This is a genomic window from Marisediminitalea sp., assembly GCF_984433645.1.
In genome coordinates, this window is record NZ_CFIDRX010000036.1 from 23,226 (window position 1) to 29,556 (window position 6,331).

General features: G+C 50.1%; 5 protein-coding genes. All 5 read right to left on the reverse strand.

Annotation, left to right across the window (positions count from 1 at the left end; translation table 11 throughout):
- Window positions 1–37 precede the first annotated feature (37 nt).
- Genes AC4MRN_RS06980 through AC4MRN_RS07000 form a run of 5 tightly spaced genes read right to left on the reverse strand, consistent with a single transcriptional unit; the run spans window position 38 to window position 6,241 of the window.
- A complete protein-coding gene (locus AC4MRN_RS06980) occupies window positions 38–1,156 on the reverse strand; it encodes a glycosyltransferase (RefSeq protein ID WP_491202867.1) in 1,119 nt (372 codons plus the stop codon).
- Window positions 1,153–3,051 (reverse strand): asparagine synthase (glutamine-hydrolyzing), encoded by a 1,899-nt coding sequence (asnB, locus tag AC4MRN_RS06985; RefSeq protein WP_491202868.1) that lies wholly within the window; start codon window positions 3,049–3,051, stop codon window positions 1,153–1,155. The genes AC4MRN_RS06980 and asnB overlap by 4 nt, the downstream gene beginning before the upstream one ends.
- 14 nt (window positions 3,052–3,065) lie before the next feature.
- Window positions 3,066–4,103, reverse strand: a complete 1,038-nt coding sequence (locus AC4MRN_RS06990) for a GNAT family N-acetyltransferase (RefSeq protein ID WP_491202869.1) — start codon at window positions 4,101–4,103, stop codon at window positions 3,066–3,068.
- Window positions 4,100–5,113 carry a polysaccharide deacetylase family protein gene (locus AC4MRN_RS06995; RefSeq protein WP_073319481.1) on the reverse strand — a complete coding sequence of 338 codons (1,014 nt, stop codon included), beginning with the start codon at window positions 5,111–5,113 and terminating at the stop codon, window positions 4,100–4,102. Before AC4MRN_RS06995 ends, AC4MRN_RS06990 begins: the two co-directional genes overlap by 4 nt.
- A gap of 9 nt (window positions 5,114–5,122) precedes the next feature.
- Window positions 5,123–6,241, reverse strand: coding sequence for a glycosyltransferase (locus AC4MRN_RS07000; protein ID WP_255051412.1), 1,119 nt, complete (start codon window positions 6,239–6,241; stop codon window positions 5,123–5,125).
- Window positions 6,242–6,331 lie beyond the last annotated feature (90 nt).

A 6,331-nucleotide genomic window follows, 5' to 3' on the forward strand; every position in this document is an offset into this window, starting at 1 on the left:
TTCTGTCTCACTTACTGCTCATGGGGCGATTTTTACCTTACTGCATAACTGTAGTATAAATCTTGCGAAATGACTGACACATTGCTGCCACCGTAAATAGGGCGTTGAAGCGAGCAAAGCTGGCCTGCTGGTATTGGTGATAGGTGTCCGTATCGTTTACCAGGGTATGCATGGCGTCAGCAAATTCGCGTTGTTTGTCGTTGCCGGTCACCAGGCCATTTTGCTGGTCTGCAATAACCTCTGCGTTTCCACCGGCATCTGTCACGACACAAGGCTTGCCCAAAGACATCGCCTCAAGCAAGGTCATGGATGTCCCTTCGCTGAATGACGACAGCAGGAAAATATCCATGATCGAAAGATATTGGGCGGGTTGTGGCTGGTATCCGGTCAGCACCACATGGTCACTGATACCCAGTTCTTTGATGAGCGTCTCGATGTCGGCGCGCATTTCACCGTCGCCAACGATAACAAGCTTTGCATCTTTGCCTGCGTCGAGTACGTCTTTAAACGCGCGCAGCATCATCAGGTGGTTTTTGATTGGGTCGAATCGGGCGATGGTACCAAACACCGTTTGTGAGGCGGCAATACCCAACTCCGCTTTCAAAGCCTGTTGAGTTTCTTCAGGCACCGGCTCAACTGCTTTTATTCCGTTGTAAATCACCTCGATATTTCTGGCCGACAGATTTTCGTGGGTCACCAGGGCTTGTTTAGTGGCAGATGAGATGGCGGTGGTCGCGTCGGTTAACCACGCAAGCACCGGGTTGATAAGCTTTCGCTTCCAGGTGCCAAAATCCGGGTAAAAACGACCGTGCTCGGTAAAAATGACTTTGGTTTTCAGGCCTGCCGCTGCTAACACACCGTATACCCAGGGGGTGTACTGGTGGCAATGAATGATATCGATATTGTGCTCGCGGAGGTGTTGCCGAATCGCCTTAATAAGCCCGCGATCAAATCCAGGTTGCCTTGCCACCGTGGTAATGGGAATGCCCGCATTGGCTAAGTCTTCACCCCATGGTCCCAGTGGTGCTTCGATACAGAATATAGACATCTTAAACGCCGGATCATCAAACCCTTCTATCAGGTTTTTAACTACCATTTCGGTGCCGCCAATTCGCATATCATAGGTGATATGCATGACATTGATTGCCTTACTCACGCTGCTTTCTCTGTGCTGACCATATAACGCTGATACCACATTTCAAACATCAGCAAGCTCCACAGCACGGTACCGTGCTGATGGCTGCCTGATTGGTGTTCATTCCACAATTGCTGAATCGCACTGGCGTTAAAATAGCGAAGTAATCCGGCGTCTGAGGAAAACAGGTAGCGTTCAGCAATGGCTTTAATTTCCTCACGCAACCATTGATCCAGCGGCACAGAAAAGCCCATTTTCTTGCGATACAGGATGTCGTCGGGTAGCAGTGGCTTAAATGCTTCTTTGAGGATATGTTTTTTCTCGCCGTCTTTAAATTTAAATGCCGACGGCACGGTGGCCGCGAATTCAATGACATCGCGGTCTAAAATAGGGGCGCGCACTTCCAGTGAGTGGGCCATACTCATGCGATCTACTTTGACCAGGATGCCGCCGGGCAAATAGGTTTTCATATCGGTATACAAAATACGCGATAAGTGGTCGGGGCCATTGGCTTGCTCATACGCATCCAAGGTGATTTTGCTGGGGTGGTACTCGCCCAGCCTGGCAGCAAAATCCGGCGCCACAAGCTGTTGCCACTGGCGGTCGTCAATCTGAGAGTTGGTCAGATAAAAGCCCATGGCGGGGTCACAGGATAGACTGTCACACAGTGATTTTACTTTTTTCAATACCGAGATGCCGGAACCCGCGACCAGGTTGGCGACTTTCGGCAAAATGCGCTTTCTTACCCATGCCGGTACTTTGTTACGCAGGTTGTTTTCGATGGCATCAATACTGTATTTCTCATAGCCCGCAAAGACTTCATCGCCGCCGTCACCGGCAATCGCTACAGTCACTTCCTGACGCGCAAGCTTAGAGACGAAGTATGTAGGCACCAGCGAGGGGTCGGCAAACGGTTCATCGAAAAAGCTGACAATGTGTTCGAGGTTATCACTGACATTGTCGTGCACAATAAACTCATGGTGTTCAGTGTGGTACTGGTCAGCCACGGTTTTCGCAAATTCGGTTTCATTAAAGCGCTTTTCGTCGAAGCCAATAGAACAGGTTTTCACAGGCTTGTCAGACTGCTGAGCCATCATTGCTACGACACCACTGGAATCTACGCCGCCACTCAGGAACGCGCCCAGTGGTACGTCTGCAATCATTCGTTGGCGCGTGCAATGGGCTGTTAAATCCCGCAGTTCGTTAGTGAGGTCTGCTTCAGTGCGTTCACTGACTTTGCTGAAATCTACATCCCAATATGGCTGACAAACGAGCTCACCGTCTTTATACAGCATGTAATGGGCAGGCGGACATTTGTGCACACCTTTGAAAATGGTTTTCGGATCAGGAACATACTGGTAGGCAAAAAAGTCGTAAACTGCATCGTCGCGAATTTCCCGTTCAACAAACGGGACGGGCAACAACGCCTTAATTTCTGACGCAAAGGCCAGTTTGCCTTCTTCATAGGTGTAATAAAGCGGCTTTTTGCCCATGCGGTCTCTGGCCAGAAACAGTGACTGTTCCTGTTTGTCCCATATGGCAAACGCAAACATCCCGTTTAACTCAGACAGGCAGTCTTTGCCATGTTTGGCGTAAAGCGCCAGAATCACTTCAGTATCGGTATGTGTAGAGAAAACATGCCCTTCTGCTTCTAACGCCGCACGGCTTTCAAGAAAGTTATAAATTTCACCGTTGAAGACGATGACATAGCGGTCGTCTTTGCTGAACATGGGCTGGTTGCCCGCTGCCGATAGATCCAGAATGCTAAGGCGACGGTGGCACAAGCCCACATGGTCATCGAGGTAGGTGCCTCCGGCATCCGGACCACGATGCAGAATGGCTTGTCCCATGGTAGTCAGTAATGACTCATCTCCGGGTTCGAATTGATAACGACTAAATCCTGCAATGCCGCACATAAGGCTCTCCCGATTTATAAACTAATGTAACGCCGAATAGCTGAGCCAATGGCGACCGTGAATCCCAACGGTAGTTTCGGCCACACGTTTTCTGCAAGCTGCCTGACGGCGCCTGGTGGGCCGGTTTCAACAGCCTGTGGCTGGTGGTCAGTTGAAGACCCATCGTGCCAGTTAAGCGGGTAGGGCAACGCACCCCACTGTGTTTTAAACTTGTATGTCCCTTCGCCAAAAGACGAGCGCCCGAAGTCGAAGGTTTGCATGCCAGCGTCAGTCACATTCGCCAGCAGCGACCAATACAGCATCATATTCGGGGCCAGGCGATTGTATTGCGGCAATGTCGACGCCCAGGGGATTGCTGCCACCGTGCCGTTCATAATGACTATGCCGGCTCCAATGGGCGTGGATGCCTGATAGACTACACAGACACGAGCGTTATCACCATAGTGCGCGATTACCGATTCAAACCAGCTGTAAGCATGGGCGGGCGACGCGAGCAATCGCATGTTCTGCTTATACACATCGTAAAAATGAGGTAGTAAAGTAACATGCTCGTTCGGGTTCTCACTGAGAACCATGGTCAGGCCATTTTTCTCGGCTTTGCGGATCTGACTACGCAATTTCGATTTAAAACTACTCATCAGCAGTTCGCTGTTTTCTGGTAACGGCAAGCGCAACACAACCTTCTGACCAGCCTGCAAATCTTCAGTGCCTACCGGTTCATGACTGACATCCCGGTAGTCGCTTTGGCTGCGCAATTTGCCCAGTAGTGAAGCGGTGATTTGGTCGTCGTCACCCAGAGCAAAACCAGTATCACAATAAGGTAAAGCAACCGATTTTGCTGCAGAGAAAGGGCGTTTGAATGCGATACAGGGCAAAACGCCACACACCTGGTGCTGATCATCTTCGGCAATCAGGTACCGCATGGGTTGCTTATACGCATGCTCACACGCCAGTCCCCAGGCAAAACGGTGATAAGGCGTGGCGAGGGGATGAGTTTCTACATAGGCATCCCAGCGCTTCTTGTCTTGTTGCGTTGCGAGTCTGATCTTCATGTTAATACTGCTTGTTGTGCACTGCGGGCATTCAGAAGCTCACAGGCTTCGGTGATCGTACAAAACTCCACGGGCGTAAGGCGCTGTAAGTGTTCAACGGTGGCGCGAATGCGTTGGCAAATAATACTCAGGGAGTTTGTTTCCTCAAAGAAACCGGTCGCACCGTCTATCAGACTGGAGCTGTGCAAATACATGTGGATCACGCGCTGCTGGCGCTTGATAGCAGTGTCGACCAATAAACACAGGTTTTGCTCGTCGTTGAGTTCCGGGCTCAGGTAGATCTTTCTGAGTAAACGTGAATGCCATAATAAACCGATGGTATGAAGTAACTTCATGGGCGCGGTTTCCCCCAGTCGGTGCAGCTTTTCGCTGAATCCGTAGTCCTGGCGGTTAAAGCCTGCGGTTACCGGGATTTCCATAATCTGACGTTGGTGGCCGGGTGATAACGGATCGTTAAAATCCGGCCAATAGGGCGCCAACGGGGAGCCCTCACAAGAAAAGTATTCATTGCGATAAAACGGGTACACACTGGAATCTACTCTGAAACCGCGATCGGCCAGCAAGGTAAGGACTTTGCTGTCGATACCCCAGCGGCCGGTGCGAAAAGAGCGGGGCTGGGTATTAAACTGTTCAGTCAGCACCCGCATGAGTTCGTCCAGTTTGGCTTCGATTTGCGGCAGGGGCAGATTCACCACATGAGATTCGGCTTCGGTGGTTTGGCCAAAATACGGCGGATTACACCACGGATGCAGGTGAGCGCCAATTTCACAATGGTTGTTCTGACGAGCCTGATTTATCGCCTTTACCGCAAAGGGATTGGCCGCTACTGCGTAATCAACAAAGTAGGTGGGGCGAATACCCAGTTCCTCACAAAATGACTGAAACTCGGGGATGCGCTGAACGTTTTCAACCTTGCAATTGTCTTGAGGGAAAGGCCCATCCCACTGCCATTCTTCTTCAGTATCAATAGTGAGAATAAATATTGTAGAAGCCGGTTGTTGATGAAGCATAGCCGTTCCTTAGCGTAGCAAATCCTTAAAAAGCACCATGTATTCGTTGGCCATGCGCTGCGCGGAGAAATGCTCTTCCACGTATGCCTTGGCATTCAGGCCGTATTGTCTGGCTTTGATGGTATCAGATAACATCTCACGCCAATAGCCTTTCAGTGTCTCGCGCTCACCAAGCGGCGCCAGCAGTCCGGTGTCGTTATGTGTGATGAGCTGGTCGATGCCGGGTATCTGGTAGGCCGCGACCGGTGTACCCATCGCGCAGGCTTCCATCAGGCAACGGGGAACGCCTTCCAATGTTGATGTCATTACAAATAAATCAAAGGTTTTGAGCAGCGCTAAACGATCGTCTCTGAAACCAAGGAAGTGAATATCTTGTTTGCTTGCCAGGGTAGTGGCCTTTTCTTCCAGCCGCGCTCGGTCGTCACCGTCCCCCAGGAACAGCAACTCAATGGGCATGCCTTCCTGGTGTAAATCGTCAAATATGGTCAGGATATCATCGATGTTTTTACGGCTAATCATTTGGCCAATAAACCCGACCCGCAGTTTCTCGGTTTCAGCAGGCACACTGTCGTCAGTGCGCACCGCTTCAACTTCAGACAAATCGACGCCATTCTGAATATAATGCAGTTTGTCTTTTCGCACGCCTATTCGGTGCATGTCTTTCATGAGTTGCGTCGACAGCGGCACGATGGCGTCACCGTATTTCATGGCCTGACATCCCAGCCAAATAAACGTTCTTAGTTTAATGTCTTTTGCATTTTCAAAGCCATGCGGTGTAACAACGCAAGGGATACCTGCTTTTCTGGCAGCCCAAACGCCGAGGATGTCTGATTTGTATCCGTGGGTGTGAATAATATCGATGTTTTCACGTTTTATGAGTGCAACCAACTTATCGACAACGGAAATATCGAATTTGTGTTTCATCGGTATTTCGAAGGTGTTACCACATTTTTGTTTGAACTGTCTTACCAGTTCCAGATCCCGGGAGTCGTCTTCCAGAGTGGTAGCCAGCAGCGATTCAGTAGTATCGGTGGGTAAATGGCTTGCGAGTGCCAGCACCCAGCGCTCCGCACCGTAAAAGCCTGTGGAACAAATGAACTGCAATATTTTTATTTTTTTATTTTCCATACGACGATGTTCCAAAGGTTTTTATGATTCCCCCTAACGTGCCGACTGCGCGGGCGGGAAAGTACACACAATAAAACTTAATTACTTCAA